Genomic DNA, 18931 nt, shown 5'->3' on the forward strand with positions numbered 1-18931 from the left:
GCCCGACGATTACTTGATCTTGATCTCGGAGAGCTGAAGCATGGAATTGGTCGCCATTGTCGGCTTGAAATCCAGTCGCTCGGAAACACGTGAGAAGCCGACCATGTGGAAGAGAAGCACATCTGCGACGACTTCGTCATGCAGATAGGCGATCAGTTCCGACCAGAGCTTGGCACGCTCATCACCAACGGCAGCAGACGCACGCGTAATCAGATCGTCCACCTTGGGATCGGAGAAGCCGGACTGGGTGCCTTCCGTTGCATATTTGAAGAACATCGAGAAGGACGGATCGCCCTTTGAATTGTCGTGCATTGCAGCGACAATCTGCGGACCACGACCTTCTGCGAAGGGCTTTGAATAATACTGCTCGTGCTCGGCCACTTCGACGAATTTCAGATCGATCTTGAAGCCGACTTCCTGCAACTGTTGCTGGATTGCCTCCATGATCTCGGTGACGTTCGGGAAGTTTGCAGAACGGGCGACGACGGTGATCGGGGTATCGACCTTCACGCCATCTGCCTTGGCCTCCTCGAGCAGCTTCTTGGCGGCTTCGGGATCATAGGCCGGCACCTTGACATCCGGATTCCAGCCAAGGGTCGGCGGCGGCACGATGGCGGTGGCCAGCAGTGCGCTGTCCGGCAACAAGGTACCAAGGAAGGCTTCACGATCGACGGCAAGGTTCAGCGCTCGACGAACCCGGACGTCATTCAGCGGCTCGATATTGTGGTCGATACGCAGATAGACGGTTTCGCTGTCGAGATAGGAGAAATCGGTGGCGGGATTGGTCGCTTCGACCTGCGAAATCGAGGGCGAAAGATCGGCTTCACCCGCCTGGACCATGGCCGCGCGGACAGCAGGATCGGCGCGGAACACATAGGTGGCTTCGGTCACTTCAGGCTTTGTACCCCAGTAGTCGTCGCGGCTTGTCAGGACGATCTGCTGGCCAGGCGTCCAGTTGGTCAGCTTGTAGGGACCGGTTCCAACCGGTTCGCGAACGAATTCGAGGGGCGTCTCTTCAGGCACCATAGTGACAAGCGACAGGAGCAAGGGCAGGATCGGCTGAACCGGATCAGCCTTGAAGTCGACCGTGTAATCATCGACGATCGTCGGCGTCACGGTCATGCCGCCAAAGTAGCGACGGGACTCGCAGGTAATCTTGTCACTCATCATCCGGTCGAAGCTGTGCTTCACGTCCTTCGCATCGAAGGCGCTGCCGTCGGAGAACTTGACACCCTGGCGCAGATGGAAGCGCCAGCTACCATCGGCGTTCTGCTCCCATTTCTCAGCGAGGCGCGGCTGAATGCCGGTGCCGCCGCGCACATCGAGTTCCGTCAGCGTCTCGCTGACATTTTCCATGATAATGCGACCGATATTGGATCGCGTTGCCATGCAGGGCTCGAGCAGATCGGCCTCTTCCGGCAACACAATCTTGATCGGACCAGAACCGGCATAAGCCGGGGAAAGGGCCGTCCCCATGACCAGGGCACACAGCAAGGCAGTCTTTCTCATTTCCATTCTCCTCCCAGATGAATTCAGTTTGAAGCCTTCACGCCTCGCGAGCGTGCAGCCATGAGCGCCGCGAGTGAGATCAAGACAGCACCAACCACCGTGGTCAGCGCGACGGTTTCTTGAAACAGGGCAAGGCCGCCAAGTGCCACGAGCGGCAGCCGCAGAAAATCGACAGGCGCAACGATACTTGCCGGGGCAAGCGACATGGCATGTGTCATGAGGCCCATGCAGCTCGTACCAACGACACCCTGGAGGGCGAGCAAGGCCAGCTCCCGATTGCCGGGCATAGCAAAAAAAGGCACGGCCATCACAAGTGAAATTGGCACCGTTAGCAGCAGATTCCACACAACAAGGGTCGCCGTGGAATCGCCACGCGACATGGATTTGAGGATCAACTGGATACCGGCCTGCAGAAGCGCGCCGACAAGCGCAAGGCCAATAGCCAGGGTGAAACCCGAAGCAGATGGGCCGACAATGATCATTGCACCCGAAAATCCGATAAGCGGCGCAGCAAGCATGGCAAGGCACGGCCTTTCGCCAAGCACAAGGGCTGCGCCGAGAACGACGAAGATCGGAGACATGAAGGCGATGGCCGTCACATCTGCCAGCGGCCCAATGCTGAAAGCGGCGAAAAACGCCACCATTGCAAAAAGCTTGAATAGGGCCCTTACCGCATGCTGGCTGAGCGTATGACTCGACTTGAGCACTTGCGGCCTCAGAACCAGGAAAGGCAGCACTGCGACAATGCCGAAAAGAGCTCGGAAAAAGGCGATAACGAAAGGATGCACCGCACCGTTGAGGGCGCGCACGATCACGGCATCGGTTGCTGCCAGTACGGCCGCCCCAATCGCGAAGAGCACTGCCGCGGAAACCCGCTCACGCCTCTCTCCACTCTGCATAACATCCTCCCGGACCGACCTCCACGTCGGCATGCGCAGACCATCCAACTTCCACTCATCTTTGTCAAATGTTTTTCTGCTGTAAAATTTCTCCAGTACTCACATCTTCATAAAAATTATGGATTTCAGTATGTTAAAAGACCGTTTTCTGGATTTTTACTCAATTTCCTACATAAACAAACTTGACAACTTTGCAGAAAAGGCAGATTTCGGAAATCGAGAGGAGTGCTCCATGACACCTGATGACATTGCCCGACGAATGACCGGCGCACTCAATGTGGCTGACACGGGCCGGATCGAGGCTTTTCTTCCGTCCCCGATGGTCCAGAACCACGCAGCCTTCCTGCACAGGCAGGCGAACGGAAGTCTGATCTGCGCCTGGTTCGGCGGCTCGCTTGAAGGCAAGTCCGACATTTCGATCTACGCCTCCGTGTTGCCTGAAGGCGCATCGGCCTGGGGTCCGCCTCAGCTGCTGAGTTCAGACCCTGACCATTCAGAACAGAACCCGGTTCTGTTTGAGGCGCCCGACGGCCGCCTCCTCTTGATTCATACGTCGCAGCCTTCGGGAAACCAGGACGAATGCCGGATCAGGATGACGGATATTGCAACGGATAGCGCCGATCCGACGCGGCTGACCGCTGCACAAGGCCGCTACCTCGATCTGCCCCGCGGCAGCTTCGTTCGAGCCCCGATCGTGATCCGCGCAGACGGCGCTTGGCTTCTGCCAATTTTTCGCTGCATTCCCCGTCCCGGGCAGAAATGGAATGGCAGCCATGATACGGCAGCTGTCGGCATAAGCCGGGACGCAGGTGCGAATTGGACGCTTGAGGAACTTCCCCAGTCGATCGGCTGCGTGCATATGTCTCCTGCGGCTCTCGGCGGAAACCATATGGCCGCCTTTTTTCGCCGCCGTCAGGCAGACTTCGTCTACCGTGTCGAGAGCAGAGATCAAGGCCTCACCTGGAGCACCCCGGCACCGACTGACCTGCCGAACAACAACTCATCCATCGCAGCAATTTCGCTTGACGACGGCCGCCTTGCTATCATCTGCAATCCCGTCAATGCTGAAGCCTCCCCGGACCGTCGAACCTCTCTTTATGATGAGCTTGGAGAAGCGGACGACAGGCCGGAGGCGGACCCGACCGGGGGTTGCGCGCCCATCTGGGGCGTGCCGCGCGCGCCTGTCTCGGTCTGCATTTCACGCGACGGCGGCCAGACATTTCCTGAGCGTGTCCTGATTGAGGATGGCCCGGGAACCTGCCTGTCCAACGATTCCATCGATGGACGAAACAAGGAAATGTCCTATCCATGGCTTCTGGCCGGCCCGGACGGCTCACTGCATATCGCCTATACCTATCATCGACGCGCGATCAAATATGTCCGGCTCGCCCCCGGCTGGGATCGTCCCGAAAACGGAGCATGACATGAGCGGCATTATCGGCATCACCATGGGCGATCCCTGCGGCGTCGGGCCCGAGATTTCGGTACGGGCTTTGGCCGAAATGTCGGCTGATGATCGCGCCGCAACGCGGATCTATGGCAACCTGGCAACCCTTGAAGCGGCACGCAAGGCGCTTAACGTCGACATCGACCTTGCCCCTTACGTCGTCGACATCAAGGTAGAGGGCGCGCCGCTTCCCTGGGGCACTCTGAGCCCGGTCGCCGGCGATGCCGCCTTCCGCTTCATTGAAAAGGCTGTTCGCGACGCAGAAGCCGGAAGGATCGGCTGCATTGTGACGGCCCCGATCAACAAGGAAGCCCTGAACCTCGCCGGCCATCACTATGACGGCCATACCGGCATGCTGCGCAGCCTGACCGGCTCCAAGGCGGCTTACATGCTGCTCGCTTCGGAACGGCTGAAGGTGATCCACGTCTCGACCCATGTCTCGCTGCAGGAAGCGATCCGCCGGGCAACAACCGAACGTGTGCTGGCAACAATCAAGGCCGGCAACGACCACTTGAAGCGCATTGGCTACGACAAGCCACGCATTGCGGTTGCCGGCGTCAATCCGCATTGCGGTGAAAACGGCCTGTTTGGCAGCGAAGATGACGACCAGATCTCCCCCGCAGTCGCAGCCGCACGCGCCGAAGGGATCGACGTGTCCGGCCCGATCTCGGCCGACACGGTCTTCTACCGCGCCTATTCCGGTGCATTTGACCTGGTCGTCGCGCAATATCACGACCAGGGCCATATCCCGATCAAGCTCGTCGCCTTCGACACGGCGGTCAATGTCTCGGTCGAATTACCAATCGACCGCACGTCGGTAGACCACGGCACAGCCTTTGACATCGCCGGCAAGGGTATCGCCAATCATGGCAACATGAATTCCGCCATCGCCTATGCCCGCAAGCTGGTTGCCGGCAAGGCGAAGCAAGGATGACCTCGATGAACGCATCTATCACCCTTCACCAGCCGCGCCGCTTGATTGTCGGTGCCGGCACGATCGGCGAGGTCGGCGGCCTCGTTTCCGACGCCACATCCGCCTTGGTCATCGCGACGCCGATCACGGCGGGCTTCGTCGATCGCCTGAAGCTGTCGGGCAAGATCGAGGTTTTCGATGCCATTCCTGGTGAACCAGATGTGGCAACGCTGGAGGCAGCGCTTGCCGTGGCGCGGCGGGTCAAACCGAAGGTCGTCGTCGGGCTTGGCGGTGGCTCCGTGCTCGACGTCGCCAAGCTCGTGGCAGTTCTCTGGGATAGCCAACAGGCACTCGCTGATGTCGCAGGCCCCAATAGGGTGAGCGGACGCAACACCCGGCTCGTTCAAGTCGCAACGACGGCGGGTACCGGCTCTGAAGCGGGCATTCGCTCGCTGATCACCGATCCGGTAAAGGGCGCCAAGATTGCGGTTGAGAGCCCTCATATGATCGCTGATTTAGCTATCCTCGATCCGCAACTGACATTCACGGTCCCGCCGGCCGTCACCGCTGCCACAGGTGTTGATGCCATGGCCCATTGCGTCGAGGCCTTCACCAACAAGCGCGCTCACCCGATGATAGACGGCTTTGCTCGCATGGGCTTCCGCCTGGTCGGCAAGTATCTCGCCCGTGCCGTTAAGGATGGCTCCGACACGCAAGCCCGAGAAGGTATGATGCTCGCCTCCTACTACGGCGGCATCTGCCTTGGTCCTGTCAATACGGCGGCTGGTCACGCGATCGCCTATCCGCTGGGAACCCGTCTTGGTTTGCCTCATGGACTGGCCAACGCAATCGTTTTCCCGCATGTGCTGGCTTTCAACCAGCCCGTGGTCAAGGACAAGACGGCGGAAATCGCGGAAGCACTTGGCTTCAGCGCCGGCTCGCGCGATGCTCTGCTCGAAAACGCCTGCCGCTTCTGCACGGATCTTGACATCGAAATGCAACTGTCTCGGCACGGCGCCAACGAAGATGCTCTAGCGGGCTACGCAGCAGAGGCACATGCCAATCGTCGCCTCATGGACAACAATCCCGCCGACATGGCGGTCGAAGACGTGCTTGCGATCTACCGAGCAGCCTATTGAAGGCTTTCGGTTCCGAATGAAATCAAAAAAGGGGCCTGCCAGCCCCTTCTACCATTCTCAAACCTTGCACCGCAGCAGAGCCGACTTCAGCCCTCCGGCAACGTCGCCAGCGACGCGCTCGTCTGGAAGAGACGGGCGCGGGAGCCGGTCAGATGGGCATGCATGAGATCTTTCGCGCGAACACCTTCGCCCGCCGCGATCGCCGTCGCAATCGCCTCATGCTCTGCAAACACGCGCGATAACCCGGCCGTATCCCGTTTGACCGAGACACCATGGAAGCGCATGCCGACGGCGATATGATCCTTCAGCGCCTCCATCGCCGTCGAGAAATAGGTATTATTGGCGGCCCGCGCGATGGCGAGATGGAACTGGAAATCCGCATCCTCCCGGTGGGCCTGGCGGTTGGTCGCGTCGCGCATCAGTTCGAGTGCCTCGCGGATCGAAGCGAGTGTGGCCGGCGTATGGCGCATGGCGGCCGCTTCTGCCGCAGCCGGCTCGAGCGTCAGGCGAAACTCATAGCAATTGAGAAGGTCCGCGACATTCTCCAACTGCCCAAAGCCGAGCGGCTGTTTCATGCCGACAGACCGCACGAAGCTGCCGGCACCACGCCTGGAATAGATGAAACCCTGCTCGCGCAGACGTCGCAGTGCCTCGCGAATGATCGGACGAGACACTTCAAACTCGATTGCGAGATCATGTTCGGTCGGCAGTCGCTCGTCCGGCTGGTAAGAACCTGATTTGATAGCCCGATGCATGCGCTCGAACACAAGATCTGCCAGGCTCTTGCGTGCTGTCCCGCTTTGCAGTCCCATTGTCAGCCTCTGCCCCCATGCAGTCTTTCGGCAAGCTTCGCCAGGGTGTCCGGCTGTCCGAATCCCCCGGATTTGGCGATGATACACTGGCCTTCGGCATGCGCCAGACCAAGGCCTGGCATGCATTCACCCTCAAGCCGGAAACGCTCGATGCCCATATGATTGAGGACCGCCTCCGCCGTCGCTCCCCCACACAGGAGCATGGTCTGCGCCTTGCTCGTGAAACGTGGATGGACGCTTCTGGCGAGGTTCTCCGAGACTATCTCAGAGGGAATCTGCGTCTCACCCGCGGTCGCCTGCACAAGGACCATGGGCGCCGAACCTGGAGCAGAGACAGCGATGACTCCGTTCGGTGCGGGATTGAAAGAGACCATCTTGAGCCGTCGCAATTCCTCAACCTGCTGCATCGTGATTTGATCATGCGAGCCGATGACGAAGAGGCCGGCTCCAACAGGCGGAGCGACTAGTCGAGCATCGGCCCGCTCCGTCATGCGGCAAGCAAGTGCTTCGGCAAGACCTCTTGCACCGACAAGCAGATCGACGTTGCTGGCCTCGGCTGTATCCAGGGCCCTGAGCAAGTCATCGTCTCGCAGCGCATCGGGAATGATTGCGCGGGCGGCATGCTTGCCCAAAACGTCAGCGATGGAGATCGGCTTGGTCACGCCAAAGCCTTCGATCGATCCATGGCGCACAACCCGCTTGAATGAAGGTATGGCAGGCGCCACCAGAGCACGCCGATAGGAGATGGCATCCAGTTCCGAGGCGATATGGCCCTTCAACCGAGAATCGATCTTCTTGAATAAACGAACCCCAACAGGAAGGAGCTTGATAACCTGCTGCATCAACAAGAATGCCTGTTGCGGCGCCAGCTCACGGCTCGCCAGATTGACGGAGAGAACGTCCGGCGCAAGGGCCATCCCTTGAGCGATCGCACTGATTTTCAGGACGACTTCAGTTCGCAGTCCACGCGCCGCGAAAGGGGCGGCAGCATCGAGTGCGCCGGTGAGATCATCGGCAACGATGACGAGCACATCATTTTCCTTGTTGTTATGTTCACGATTAAAATATGCATTCTTTTTCAGTACAGTGCAATTCTGCGGTAACAAATTTCAGGTGCAAAATAGCGGTTCACGCCAGTCAATCAACGCCAAATTCCCTAGCCCGACGGGGCACTGGCCGCCCGCCCGCAGCAGCCGATGCGGCCAATTTGGTGGTCGTGATACTCCGCCAAACGCGTGCCAATACCTGAGCCATGGCGGTCACTCGCCTCGTTCAAGGGACGCACGGGGATTTCGAGATGCGCAGGGGTCTGCACTGGGATGCCGACGCTCCAGGAGCGCAAGCATCGACTGCGCTTGCTTGTGGGAGACCCTGCCCCGGACAGCGAGTTCCTGTGCCCTCAAGGTGATCTGCGCTGGCCCTTCGTCCAGTTGCAAAGCACTCGGCACGTGCTGGCCAAGGCGATAAGGAGAGGCTGCCTCATCCTTCGTCCTGCGGCTGAAGCAGTGCATCTGCAATCTGCAAGACGAAGGGTTTCATCCAGATATCGAGCGCGGCTGTGTTTGACCGGAGCTCCGTAGCGACCGCATGTCCGCTGCCATTCATGCGCATGGTTTGAATGACCTTCTGCGTCACAGCATTGAGGTCCTCATTCCGGTTATGCATCAAATGCAGAGCCTGGATGAGAGGCATGGAAGGTCGGCCCGCCCAAAGCAGGGGCAAGCTTGTGGAGAGTCTCTTGAAATCCAGCCTGTAAGTGGTTGACACGTGACCGCCAGTTTGGCCGATGCTGACGTCAATCGTGATAAGGCGAGGACGGGTCCTTGCGTAAACGATCGTCGAAAAAGGTCTGTCAGAGATGAGCCCGAGCGCATGCGCCGCCGTCAGGCCGTCGACCAAAACCCTAAGGCCGTCGCGTCTAGCAATCGCATCGACAAAGGAAAGAATGGGAGGGATGTCCCACTTTCCGGTGATCGGATCCTTTGTGGGCCGGTCGTAAAGGCCGCGCAAAACCCTGCGGATCCTTCCTCGCTGCACCAAGCGTTGCAGCGCTTTTTCCACTGCATATGAGCCGCCGAAATCCAGAAAATCAGTCCGCGACCACACACGACCAGGGCCTGCCTCCTGAATTCGCGTGAGGACATGCTCCGCAACGCCTGCCGTTTCGTCTTGTCGGGGCTTGTAGGTGTTTGGAAGGTCGATCATCCGGGAACTCATGAGACCGGATCGAGGCTAGTCCAATCCGTCAAGCGACACTCGTCTATGGCGAGGCTAGCGATTCTTTGCGCCAAGGCCAAGACGTGAGGGGCATGGCACCATGCTTACGATTAAGGACACGACGAGCCTAAACGTTCATTCAGTGACCGAAACTTGAGATGCGACGCAGGAGCCATTCCAACGTTACATCCACAGCCCTCCCTGACTTGCTCAAACCGATCCGCGTCAACCGACCAGAGGTCGTGTCCCGGGGACTGACGCGCAAGCAAAGCGACCTTTGCCCCTAACCGTCCAGTCGGCTGAACATAGACAACCATCGAATTCGCAAGACGAGGGCTTCAAGATTGATTGTGAACGCGCCGCGCCCGGGCCAGAAACAAAAAAGCCTGCCGCGGGAGGAGGTGCGGCAGGCTTTTCAGAAAAGAACTGAACGGCGACTGGGAGGAGGAGTGTCGCCATTCGTTCAGATGCCCTTTGGGAGGGAGGAGTAGAGCATCTGAAACCCGAAGCTCTGCGGGAGGAGTGCATTGCTTCGATGACGATATCCATACAGGTCGCCTCCCGCTGGCACCATATGCTGCGCCGCAACACAGCCATGCGACCAACGCATAGGATTTCGGAGACAACAGTGCTTGGAGGTTGTCACGCCTTGAAACGATCAATCGCGGTCAGAAACTTCGTGGGCGGATCGGCATCCGGATAACGGTAAATCTCGGTCCTGAGATATGAGAGCTCATCGTCAAGGTTCTGCTCTTCAACCTCGATCCACCAGGACTTCATGCGCCCCTCGCTTCCGTCGGACCATCGATAGCCGCGCGCCTTCAGGTGGTCCTTCAGATCGAAGGGACTGTTTTCCGCAAAAATCCTGACGCGCGAACGCTGGCTTGCAGCGTAAAGCTCCGCGAACGGCGTCGAGCCACCGTCCTCTGGACTGCGGTCGAGCACCTCCAGAAGCGCGAAGCAATCGTCGATGGCACGATGTCCATCATGGAAAAACCCCGCCTGGCCGATCAGGTAGGCAAGCTTAGTGCCTTCGAAGCCACGCGAAGACCAGTTGATTTCGGCGTTGGAGCAGGCCCAGGCCTTGTTGGAGAACAAAGGCGAGAAGGCTTCGCAGAAGGGACGATCGAAACCGGCATTATGCGCGATGATCAAGTCCGCCGGTTCGATGATCGAACGGATCGCGTCGATATCAATTGTGTGCCCTTCGACCATTTCATCGGTGATGCCAGTCAATCGCGTGATCTCTGCGGGAATGAGCGAAGCTGGTTGGCGCAGACCGCCATAAGTGTCGGTGATATCGCCTATGCGTCCGGTCGCATCGAAGGAAAATGCGATCATTCCAAGTTCGATGATTTCGTCCTTGCGGTGATTGAGCCCGGTCGTCTCAGTATCAAGAATGACACCCAATAGCGGGTATTCGGGTTTAAGCGTCTTTGCGATCGGCCGTGCTTCGAGCCTATGCAGGATGCGATAACGCCCGGTTGCAGCAAGGTGGGCGACCATGGCTGTCTCATCCATTGCGGACGGCAAAGACCGGGGCACGGGTTTTGCTGGCAGAGTTCTCGCTGGCAGAGTTCTGGCCGGCATAGCTTGCGTCGGCAAAGATGTGGTCTCGTCTTCAAACATGTCAAACTGGGAGGGCGTCACGAAAATGTCCTGTTGGCCTTTTTTCGTGATCTTACCATGCCAACATCTTTAGTCACCGCTGATCAGTGTGCACTTCAAGAACGGTCCATGCGCCATACCACCTCAAAGCATGAAGCGTATTTTGCCTGCCAACGCAGTGACAACATCGCGCATCTTCCTTGTAGGGTTCACTCCCCTGCCCCTCTCATGCAACGCGGTGTTGGAAGGTGCCAATGCCAGCCGACGGTCCTATTTCATTGAAAGCGCGTGTCGGCGACAAGATGTCCGCCGCCGATGTCAATGAGCGGTACTCTTTCTGGCGCTTCACCGACCTTCCACACCGGGCTCGGAATCTCGCTCGCCAACCGGGGGGCTGCGGGCCTTTCACGGCGCGGGTCTGGAACCGGGACGGCGTCCAGAAGGCGCCTCGTATAGGGATGTTGGGGATTGCCAAACAGCTGTGCGCGCGTTCCCATTTCCACGATCTGGCCAAGATACATCACAGCGACGCGATCAGAGATATTCTCCACCACCGCCATATCGTGACTGATGAAGAGATAGGTCACGCCGCTTTCCTTCTGCAGGTCACGTAAGAGATCAAGCACCTTCGCCTGGATCGACACGTCCAAAGCAGCAACGCTTTCATCGCAAACAATCAGTTTCGGTTTCAGCGCCAAGGCGCGCGCGATGCAGATGCGCTGACGCTGACCACCGGAAAACTGGTGCGGGTAGCGGTTGTAGACGCTCGGCGACATCTCCACGCGCTCCAGCAGTTCGCGCACGCGTGCCTTCTGTTCGGCCGGCGTTCCAATCTTGTGGATGACCAGCGGTTCACGAATGAGCTCGCCGACGGTCATGCGCGCATCAAGCGCTGCCATGGGGTCCTGGAAGACGATCTGCAGATCACGCCGGATCGCCTTGCGGCCGGAAGCCCCAAGTTCCCCCATCGCCTGTCCATTGATCTCGATGCGGCCTTGATGGGGCACCAGTCCGACCAGCGCTTTTGCCATTGTCGACTTCCCGCAGCCGGACTCGCCGACAAGCGACAGGGTTTCGCCGCGGTAAATCTCCAGCGAAACATGCTCGACCGCATGCACGCGCGCCGCCACTCGCCCAAGAAGCCCCGTACGGATCGGGAAATTCACCGAGACATCGTCATAGCGCACGAGCACATCGCGGGTCTCAGGAGCGGGACGCTTAGCCCCGCCGCCGATGCGCGGCACGGCTGCAAGCAAGTCTCGCGTGTAAGGATCCTTAGGCGCATCGAAAAGATCGACCGTGCTTGCGGCCTCGACCATCTTTCCCTTGCGCATGACGATGACGCGGTCTGCCATCTCGGCGACGACGCCCATGTCATGGGTAATCAGGATGACGGCGGTTCCAAGCTCCTTCTGCAGGTCGCGCAGCAGATCGAGAACCTCACGCTGCACCGTGACATCAAGCGCCGTCGTCGGCTCGTCGGCAATGAGAACGGCGGGCCTAAGCGCGATTGCCATGGCAATCATGACGCGCTGGCGCATGCCGCCGGAGAGTTCATGCGGGTATTGTTCGAGCCGCTTCTCGGGCTGGGAGAGACGCACCGCCTTGACCGCTTCGAGGGCCCGCGCTCTCGCCTGCGACACCGTGAGCGGTTCATGCGCGCGGATCGCTTCGACCAATTGGCGGCCTATGCTCATGACCGGGTTGAGCGCAGTCATCGGCTCCTGGAAGATCATGGCGATGCGCGCGCCGCGCATCGCCTGCATGCGTTTCTCCGGCAGGGTGGTGAGTTCCGTCTCGCCGAAACGGATCGAACCGCCTGTTACCCGCACGGCAGGTTCGGGCAGGAGACCCATGCAGGCGAGCGAAGTGATCGACTTGCCCGAACCGCTCTCTCCCGCGATCGCAAGCGTCTCGCCTCGATGAAGATCAAAGCTCAGCCCATCGACCAGCGGCAGAAGCCCCTGGTCCGAGCGGGCAGAGACCTTGAGGTCGCGGACCGACAAGACGACGTCTGCCATTGGCTCGACCACGGGAGAAAGCATGGATGCGGTCATTCGAAGACGGCCCTCGGGAAGTAGAAGCTCACCACGACATTCGGCATGTCGACGATTTCGGAAATCCGAAGGTCGCCGCAGGTCGACACGAGCATATAGGCGTCGACCGGGTCCATCTTCTGCGTCGCGGCGAGAAGATCGACCATGCCGGAAACGGCATCCCGAGCCGCGGCCCAAAGGTCCGGACCGATACCGGTCGTCACCTCATAGCCCTTGGCATCGAGATGGCGCGTGACCGGCCCCGGCGTCGTGAACCGCGGCATCTTCAATGGCTGGTCCTTGATTAGGTCGAGCGTCAAAACGACATCAAAGGGGCTTTCGATGGCCGTGCCGCAAACCTCGCCATCGCCCTGGGCGGCGTGGGTATCGCCAACGGAAAACAGCGCACCTTCGACCTCGACCGGCAGGTAAAGCGTCGTTCCAGCGGAAAGATCGCGGATATCAAGATTGCCGCCGACGCGCCGAGGCGGCACAACCGTATGATGACCCTTTTCGGCAAGCGCATTGCCGATCGTTCCTGCAAAGGGTTTAAGAGGCACGCGCCCGTTCTTGCCGAACAACGCGGGCTCCATGCCCGCCGCATCAAACTTCCAGATATTGAGCGCAGGCACGGTGAACTGGTCGGCCAGCAGGCCGAAGCCCGGGATGTTTGCCGTCCAGCCAAAGCCTGCGCCGTCACGCAGCTGCGGCGTGAAGCTCTCGATCGTCACCTTCAACACATCGCCGGGCTTGGCACCATCAACATAGATTGGCCCCGACACCGGGTTGATCTTGGCAAAATCGAGCGCCTGCACATCCTCGACGGTGGACTGGGGGCCAAGCTGGCCCCCAGAACTGTCGAGGCACTGGAACAGGATCGTCTCGCCCGGTGCAGCATTGAGTGCCGGAGCAAAGGAATTGTCCCAGCCAAAATGGTGCTGATGGGCGTGGATCGTGTGGTTGCAGTGCTTGCACATGGCTTCCATCACTCCTTGATGTAGACGTAGTCGTAGTTGACCGGGATGGACACCGGATCGACGAAAAGGGCGTCGTCGCCACCCATGCGGGCTGACTTCATCGTGTAGCGCTGCTCGTTGAACACCGGCGCCCAAGGCGCGTCTTCCATCACCTTCATGTAGATATCGGACCACTTGGCGAGGCGTTCGTCGACCTTGGCAGGATCGACGATGGAATCGGCGTCTGCGGCCATCTTGTCGAGGTCGGCATTACAATACTTCGACCAGTTCCAGCCACCCTCACCGGCACCGCCGCATCCGAGGATCGGTCCGTAGAAGTTGGCCGGATCCGGGAAATCAGCGATCCAGGCCATGCCGCCCGACCAGATCATCGGGGCATTGCCGGCGCCGCCCGCCTCGATCACATTGGCCTGTGCCAGAGACTTGATCGATGCGTTGATGCCGACAGCCTTCAGATCCTGCTGGATCGCCTGGGCGATACGCGGGTTTGGATCGGTGTTCATGACGAAGAGTTCGGTCTCGAACCCGTCAGCGTAACCAGCGTCGGCCAGAAGCTTCTTTGCGCCCTCCTGATCGAACTTGTAGCCCTCATAACCCTCGGTGTAGCCCGGCATGGACGGCGGAAGCGGCTGGGTTGCCGGAACGGCGCGGCCGTTGATGACCTGGACGATGCGATCCTTGTTGATCGCCATGTTCACGGCACGGCGCACCTCGACCTTGTCAAACGGCGCCTTGGTGACGTTCATGGTGATATAGCCAGTATGCAACTGGCCGCCTTCGACCACGAGGCTTTTCTGCGCCTCATCCTGCATCACTTCGACGAACTTGGCCGGCGGAATGCCATCACCTGGGATGTCGACTTCACCGTTCTGCACACGCAGCAAGGCGACGACCGGTTCCTGGCCAACTTCAACCGTGAAGCTGTCGAGATAGGGGACGCCGGAAATCCAATAATCGGCGTTCTTCTCGAAGACGAGGCGCTGGCCGAGCGACCATTCGGTCAGCTTGAACGCACCGGTTCCGACCGGCTTCTTGCCGAAGTCTGCGCCGGCTTCTTCGACCGCTTCCTTGGGCACGACGAAGGAAAAGTTGAGCGCCATCACGTGCAGGAAAGTTGCGTCGGGACGCGAGAGCTTGAAGACGACGGTGCTGGCATCGGGCGCAGACACACCCGAGACGGTCTCGGCCTTGCCCTCGGCGGCCGCGTCATAGCCGTCGATCATCGCAAAGAAACCCTGGCCGGGTGACTGCGTGGCCGGGTTGATCACGCGGTTGATCGAGTAGACGACGTCGTCAGCCACGAGTTCGCGGCCATTGTGGAACTTGACGCCGGGACGCAGCTTGAAGGTATAGGTCAGGCCGTCCTCGGAGATCTCATGGCTCTCGGCAAGACCCGGGCGCAGATTGGTGGTGCCGGGCTCGTAGTCCATGAGGCCGTCGAAGACCGACTTGATCATCGACCAGTTCTGCCAGTCGTAACCGATCGCCGGATCGAGCGTCGCGACGTCGTCCTTGTAGGTCACCACCATATTGCCACCGTGCTTCGGTTCCTGGGCCGTGGCCGGGGCAAAGGCCGGCAGGGCCATGAGGGTTGCAAGCGCAGTTGAAAGGATAAGCTTCTTCATAGGCCTTACTCCTGTGGGTTGACGGTTTCAGCGCAGCTTGATGCGCGGATCGATGAGCGGCGAAATCAGGTCAGCGATCAGATTGCCGATGACGATGCCGCAGGCTGAGACGAGCGTGACGCCCATGATGATCGGAATGTCGACGCGCTGGATTGCCTGCCAGGCGAGCTGACCGATGCCGGGCCAGCCAAAGACACTTTCGACGACGACGATGCCGGACATGAAGAGCCCGATATCGATGCCGATCATTGCAATGATCGGCAGGATGGCATTGGGCAGGGCATGTCCGAGAATGACCTTGCTTCGGCCGAGCCCCTTGGCGCGGGCGGTACGGATGAAGTCGGCCCGCAATACGTCGACCATGGAGGATCGCATGATGCGCGAGTACCAGCCTGAGCCTAGAATACCGAGTGTCACGGCAGGCAAAACGAGATGGGCGAAGGTGCCGTATCCGCCGATCGGAAACCAGCCGAGTTTGACCGCAAAGACGAAGAGCAACAACAGAGCCACAACGAATTGCGGGGCGGAGACCGTGAGGAAGCTGGTCAGCATCAGCCCGTTGTCGATCGCCTTGCCGCGATTGAGCGCAGCCACAATGCCAAGCGGCAGGCCGATCAGGAGTTCGCAACCGATCGCTGCAACGAGCAGGAGCAAGGTTGCCGGCAGACGCGAAAACAGAAGCTCGGCGACTTCGGTCTTCTGCAGATAGGAGCGTCCGAAATCGCCCTGGACGAGATTGAAGAGATAGTTGCCGTACTGGACGAGGAAGGGTTGATCGAGGCCGAGCTGCTGGCGGATGCTTTCGACGGTCGCGGCCGTTGCGGAGCGACCGGCTATCTGGCGGACCGGGTCTGCCGGCAGCACGTAGAGCAGCACGAAGGTGATAAAGGATACGCCGAGCAGAATAAGCGCCGACTGAACAAGACGTCTGAGGATATAGGCAGCCATCAGTCACGCCCCTGCTGTGTCGGATCGAGAATGTCGCGCAAGGCATCGCCGACGAGGTTGAAGGCAAGCGCCAGCAAAAGGATCGCCGCCCCGGGGATGAAGACCAGCCAGGGTGCGGACTGAAAGTAGGTCTGGTTCTCGAAGATGATATTGCCCCAGGACGGGATCGGCGGCTGAACACCAATGCCGAGGAAGGACAAGGTAGCCTCCAGAAGGACCGTGGTCGAGATCCCGAGCGTGCCCCAGACGATCAATGTCGGGATCAGATGTGGCAGGATGTGCTTGAACAGGATGCGGCCATGGCCGGCGCCAAGCGTTTTTTCCGCAGCAATGTAATCGCGCTCGGCGAGCGAAGAGGTCTGCGTGAAGATCACGCGTGCGGTCTGCACCCAGTTTACAAAGGCAATCACCATCGCAACGATCCAGAGAGACGGAGAAAAGATCGCAGCCAGGCAGATCGCCAGGAGCAGCGCCGGAAAGGCCATCATCAGATCGGTGAAGCGCATCAGGACGGCACCGATGATCCCGCGAAAGTAACCCGCGGTCACACCCACCAGCGTGCCGATCAGCAAGGCGGCCCCATTGGCAACCAGCCCGATCACGAGTGAGGTCTGCGCGCCGTAGAGGATGCGCGAGAACAGGTCTCGACCAAGAAGATCCGTCCCGAACCAGAACATCGCGTTCGGCGGCAACGGGGCGCCTTCGATGGTGAGGCCGTCAAAGAATTGCTCGTAAGGATCGTAAGGTGCAAGCCACGGGGCAAAGATCGCACCGCCAACGCAGACAAAGGTGATCAGGAGGCCCAGCAGTGCCAGCTTGCGTTCAGCCAGTTGCCGCCACACGGATGGTCCGCTTTCCGGTACGGCCAAGGGTTCAGGCGGGATCGATGCGTCTGCCATCGTCGGCACCCCTTTCATACGAGTGGTTGGCCACCAGCCGCTCGGCGGCAATTTCTATCGTCACGCGCCATGCCATCGCGGTCTGGCGCAGGAGGTCATAGGCCTCTGCTTCCGTCTTCCCATTCATCACGAAGAGCATGACGGCGCGCACGATTGTCTGACGTGCCGAAAGGCGGTTCTGCAGATCAGAAATGAGGGCGTCGGAGGCCTTGGCCCGATCGAAATTGCTTCGCGCGACGAGGAGAGCCGCATAGACGCCCTTGTCGCTCATCGGCTTCAGGAGCTGGGCGTGCGCGCCCATTTCCATAGCCCAGCGCAGGCGGCCCGGCGCTTCCGATCCAATCAGTGCGATCATCGGCATGGGTGAATGACCAGGCGCCCAGGGGAACTGCTCGTCGTGGCCCATGTCTGCATCGTAGAAGATGAAATCTGCCTCGATCGTCTCGGGTGGAAGCTCGGGCCAGACCTCGTGGACCTCAAGGCCAATAACCCCGAGTTGGCGGACAAGCCCATTTACGGAGGGGTGAGGTCGGTGCAGGATCCACGCGGTTGCTCCACCAAGATTTTCTGTTCTGATGCGCGTCATGACACCACCTTCAGGTGGGCGCCCGGATGCAGAGGCTGCGACCTCTGCGTGAGGTAGGGATCGGCGCGCATCACAGGCAGTCGCCTGATCTCTTCAAACCGTCCATTTTCCAGACGCGCGATGATTGCCGGCTGGCGCGCATGCAGGTGCACGGGATCAAGCCGCGTTGTGCGCCCTGCCTTGACCGCGGTGTGCAGCAGTTCCGCCAGGGCAAGCTCCTCTGCTTCAGGACGACCATGCAGAAGCAGGGCCAGTTCATGCACGGACTGGCGTGCCATCTCGTAAAACGATCCGCCCCTCCCGCCGTCTGGCTCGAACCAGGGACCTGCCGAGACCAGCCCTTCGGCCGCCTCGCCTGCCGCTTCGATCTCGCATTCGGTGAAGTTGCACGACAGCACGGTCAACCCATCAGCGAAGCCGGCCTCCTGCCTTAACTGGGCGAGCCGCGCCAGAAAGGCGTAAGCGCTGTCGCCAACGAGCGAGTTCAAGATGAAGCTCGGCTTCAATGCTCTGATGTCGCTGATGATATGGTCGAGTTCGGTGTCACCGATCGGAAGGTAGCGATCGCCCAGGACCTGTCCGCCCGCAGCTGCGATCTTCTCTCGGGCTATCTGCGCCATTTCCCAGCCCCAGATGTAATTGGAGCCAACGAGATAAGCGCGTGTACCAAGTGTCGGCAGCGCCCAGTCCAGAAGCGGCAGGAGATGCTGGTTCGGGCAGGCATGCATATAGGCGACCCGCTCGGACGCCTCAAAGCCCTCATAAGGCACTGGGTACCACAAGACACCGTCGAACCGCTCGAGCTCGGGAATGACCTCCTTGCGACTTGCCGATGTGATGCAGCCGAAGATGTGGCGCGCGCCGGAGCCACGCAGGATTTCGCGGCAGAGAGGCGCATAACGGTCAAGCCGTCCGTCAGGGTCGCGCTCGGTGATGCGGAAGGACAGATCGAGCCCCGGATCGGCATTCACCTCCTCGACGCCACGAAACACGCCGTCGCGGCTCGCACGCGACAAGGCGGCATACATGCCGCTGCGCGACAAAAGCACCCCAATGTCTACGATCCGCTTCATTAGAACCCCAATGCAAAAAGCCCCGCCGATGCGCGTCATGGACGCGATCGAAACGGGGCTCAGGTGCCGCTATTTCGTCCAGCTTAGTCTCGCAAATTTGAGATTGGAAGCATAATTTCGAAATCAGCCACTGAAACTGCATGAATCCCTCGCACGGATGCTGCAGCGCGCAACATTTGTGCAATTGCTGTTTTTTGCCCCTGCCAATTGCCGAAAATTCGCGCGCATTCTATGTCTGTCAAC

General features: G+C 59.7%; 16 protein-coding genes. 3 read left to right on the forward strand and 13 right to left on the reverse strand.

What is annotated here, in order from left to right; genetic code table 11:
- Positions 1-9: 9 nt before the first annotated feature.
- On the reverse strand, positions 10-1509 hold the full coding sequence (locus tag H6M51_RS21400; RefSeq protein ID WP_185811835.1) for an ABC transporter substrate-binding protein: 1500 nt from the start codon (positions 1507-1509) through the stop codon (positions 10-12).
- 23 nt (positions 1510-1532) lie between these two features.
- A complete protein-coding gene (locus tag H6M51_RS21405; protein WP_185811836.1) occupies positions 1533-2408 on the reverse strand; it encodes a DMT family transporter in 876 nt (291 codons plus the stop codon).
- 232 nt (positions 2409-2640) lie between these two features.
- Between H6M51_RS21405 and H6M51_RS21410 the strand changes: the two genes are divergently transcribed.
- From H6M51_RS21410 to H6M51_RS21420, 3 genes are read left to right on the forward strand one after another with little or no spacing between them, the layout of a single operon-like run.
- Positions 2641-3831: an exo-alpha-sialidase gene (locus tag H6M51_RS21410; protein WP_185811837.1), complete on the forward strand. Its 1191-nt coding sequence runs from the start codon at positions 2641-2643 to the stop codon at positions 3829-3831.
- A 1-nt stretch (position 3832) separates the two neighbouring features.
- Positions 3833-4789, forward strand: a complete 957-nt coding sequence (gene pdxA, locus H6M51_RS21415) for a 4-hydroxythreonine-4-phosphate dehydrogenase PdxA (protein WP_185811838.1) — start codon at positions 3833-3835, stop codon at positions 4787-4789.
- The gene (locus H6M51_RS21420; protein WP_185811839.1) at positions 4786-5907 is read left to right on the forward strand and encodes an iron-containing alcohol dehydrogenase; all 1122 of its coding nucleotides are present in this window, start codon (positions 4786-4788) and stop codon (positions 5905-5907) included. The genes pdxA and H6M51_RS21420 overlap by 4 nt, the downstream gene beginning before the upstream one ends.
- Positions 5908-5993: 86 nt before the next feature.
- On the opposite strand, the gene H6M51_RS21425 is transcribed toward H6M51_RS21420, so the two are convergent.
- The 11 genes from H6M51_RS21425 to H6M51_RS21475 form a co-directional block, all read right to left on the reverse strand.
- Entirely contained in the window at positions 5994-6719 is a 726-nt protein-coding gene (locus tag H6M51_RS21425; protein WP_185811840.1) for a FadR/GntR family transcriptional regulator, read from the reverse strand.
- A 2-nt stretch (positions 6720-6721) separates the two neighbouring features.
- Positions 6722-7750, reverse strand: coding sequence for a four-carbon acid sugar kinase family protein (locus H6M51_RS21430; protein ID WP_185811878.1), 1029 nt, complete (start codon positions 7748-7750; stop codon positions 6722-6724).
- Between the two features lie 448 nt (positions 7751-8198).
- Positions 8199-8924: a DUF6088 family protein gene (locus H6M51_RS21435; RefSeq protein WP_185811841.1), complete on the reverse strand. Its 726-nt coding sequence runs from the start codon at positions 8922-8924 to the stop codon at positions 8199-8201.
- Between the two features lie 654 nt (positions 8925-9578).
- Complete coding sequence (locus H6M51_RS21440; protein ID WP_407073607.1) at positions 9579-10565, reverse strand: 3'-5' exonuclease; 987 nt, start codon at positions 10563-10565, stop codon at positions 9579-9581.
- Positions 10566-10819: 254 nt separating this feature from the next.
- Positions 10820-12601, reverse strand: coding sequence for an ABC transporter ATP-binding protein (locus tag H6M51_RS21445; RefSeq protein WP_185811842.1), 1782 nt, complete (start codon positions 12599-12601; stop codon positions 10820-10822).
- Positions 12598-13557, reverse strand: a complete 960-nt coding sequence (locus H6M51_RS21450; protein ID WP_185811843.1) for an acetamidase/formamidase family protein — start codon at positions 13555-13557, stop codon at positions 12598-12600. The genes H6M51_RS21445 and H6M51_RS21450 overlap by 4 nt, the downstream gene beginning before the upstream one ends.
- 8 nt (positions 13558-13565) lie before the next feature.
- A complete protein-coding gene (locus H6M51_RS21455) occupies positions 13566-15182 on the reverse strand; it encodes an ABC transporter substrate-binding protein (protein WP_185811844.1) in 1617 nt (538 codons plus the stop codon).
- A 27-nt stretch (positions 15183-15209) separates the two neighbouring features.
- A complete protein-coding gene (locus H6M51_RS21460) occupies positions 15210-16130 on the reverse strand; it encodes an ABC transporter permease (RefSeq protein WP_006726506.1) in 921 nt (306 codons plus the stop codon).
- The gene (locus tag H6M51_RS21465) at positions 16130-17029 is read right to left on the reverse strand and encodes an ABC transporter permease (protein WP_185811845.1); all 900 of its coding nucleotides are present in this window, start codon (positions 17027-17029) and stop codon (positions 16130-16132) included. The genes H6M51_RS21460 and H6M51_RS21465 overlap by 1 nt, the downstream gene beginning before the upstream one ends.
- Complete coding sequence (locus H6M51_RS21470) at positions 17004-17615, reverse strand: ANTAR domain-containing response regulator (RefSeq protein ID WP_185811846.1); 612 nt, start codon at positions 17613-17615, stop codon at positions 17004-17006. Before H6M51_RS21470 ends, H6M51_RS21465 begins: the two co-directional genes overlap by 26 nt.
- Positions 17612-18688 carry a transporter substrate-binding protein gene (locus tag H6M51_RS21475; protein ID WP_185811847.1) on the reverse strand — a complete coding sequence of 359 codons (1077 nt, stop codon included), beginning with the start codon at positions 18686-18688 and terminating at the stop codon, positions 17612-17614. Before H6M51_RS21475 ends, H6M51_RS21470 begins: the two co-directional genes overlap by 4 nt.
- Positions 18689-18931 lie beyond the last annotated feature (243 nt).

It is taken from the genome of Rhizobium sp. AQ_MP (assembly GCF_014237835.1).
Taxonomy (GTDB): Bacteria; Pseudomonadota; Alphaproteobacteria; order Rhizobiales; family Rhizobiaceae; genus Allorhizobium.